Annotated in this window: 1 protein-coding gene; it reads left to right on the top strand. The window is 76.0% G+C overall.

All coding sequences use genetic code 11. The features are described 5' to 3' along the window. On the top strand, positions 1–797 hold a 797-nt coding region (locus FV222_RS27975), incomplete at both ends, for a glycerate-2-kinase family protein (RefSeq protein ID WP_147816400.1).

Raw genomic sequence — 797 nt, 5'->3', positions numbered from 1 at the left:
CCCCGATACCTGCCTGCCCGCCCACCTGCCGCCGCCGACGCCCGGCCGGCTGATCATCCTCGGCGCCGGCAAGGCCGGGGGCAGCATGGCCGCGGTGGCGAGCCGGTTCTACCGCGAGCAGCACGGGCTCGGCGACGACCGCATCGTCGGGCTGGCCGTCGCCCGCCACGGCTACGGGCAGGACGCGCCCGGCATCCGCATGGTCGAGGCCGGTCATCCCGTGCCGGACGAGGCCGGCATCGCCGCGACCAGGGAGGCGCTGGCGATGGCCACCGCCGCCGGCCCGGACGACGAGGTCCTGGTGCTGCTCTCGGGCGGCGGCTCGGCCAACTGGATCGCGCCGGCCGGCGACCTGACGCTCGCCGAGAAGCAGGCGATCACCCGCGCGATGCTGCGCTCCGGCGCGCCGATCGGCGAGATCAACACCGTGCGCAAGCACCTCTCGCGGATCAAGGGCGGACGCCTCGCGGTGGCCGCGCGCAACGCCCGCTCGATCCTGACGCTGGCGATCTCCGACGTGCCGTTCGACGACCCCGCCGTGATCGCCTCCGGCCCGACCGTGCCCGACCCGTCGACGCTGGCCGAGTCCCGCGCCATCTGCGAGCGCCGCGGCATCCCCCTGCCCGAGACGGCGATCCGCCTCCTGAACGATCCGCTGAACGAGACGCCCAAGGCCGGCGACCCGGCCTTCGCGCGGGCCGAATACCGCATCGTCGCCCGGCCGATCGACGCGCTGGAGGCGGCGGCCGCCGCGGCGAAGGCCGCCGGCTACGAGCCGGTGATGCTCGGCGCCGACC

The organism is Methylobacterium sp. WL103, assembly GCF_008039885.1.
Lineage (GTDB): Bacteria > Pseudomonadota > Alphaproteobacteria > Rhizobiales > Beijerinckiaceae > Methylobacterium > Methylobacterium cerastii.
The sequence above is the reverse complement of the archived record's forward strand: the minus strand, read 5'-3'. Positions and strand labels throughout refer to the sequence as shown.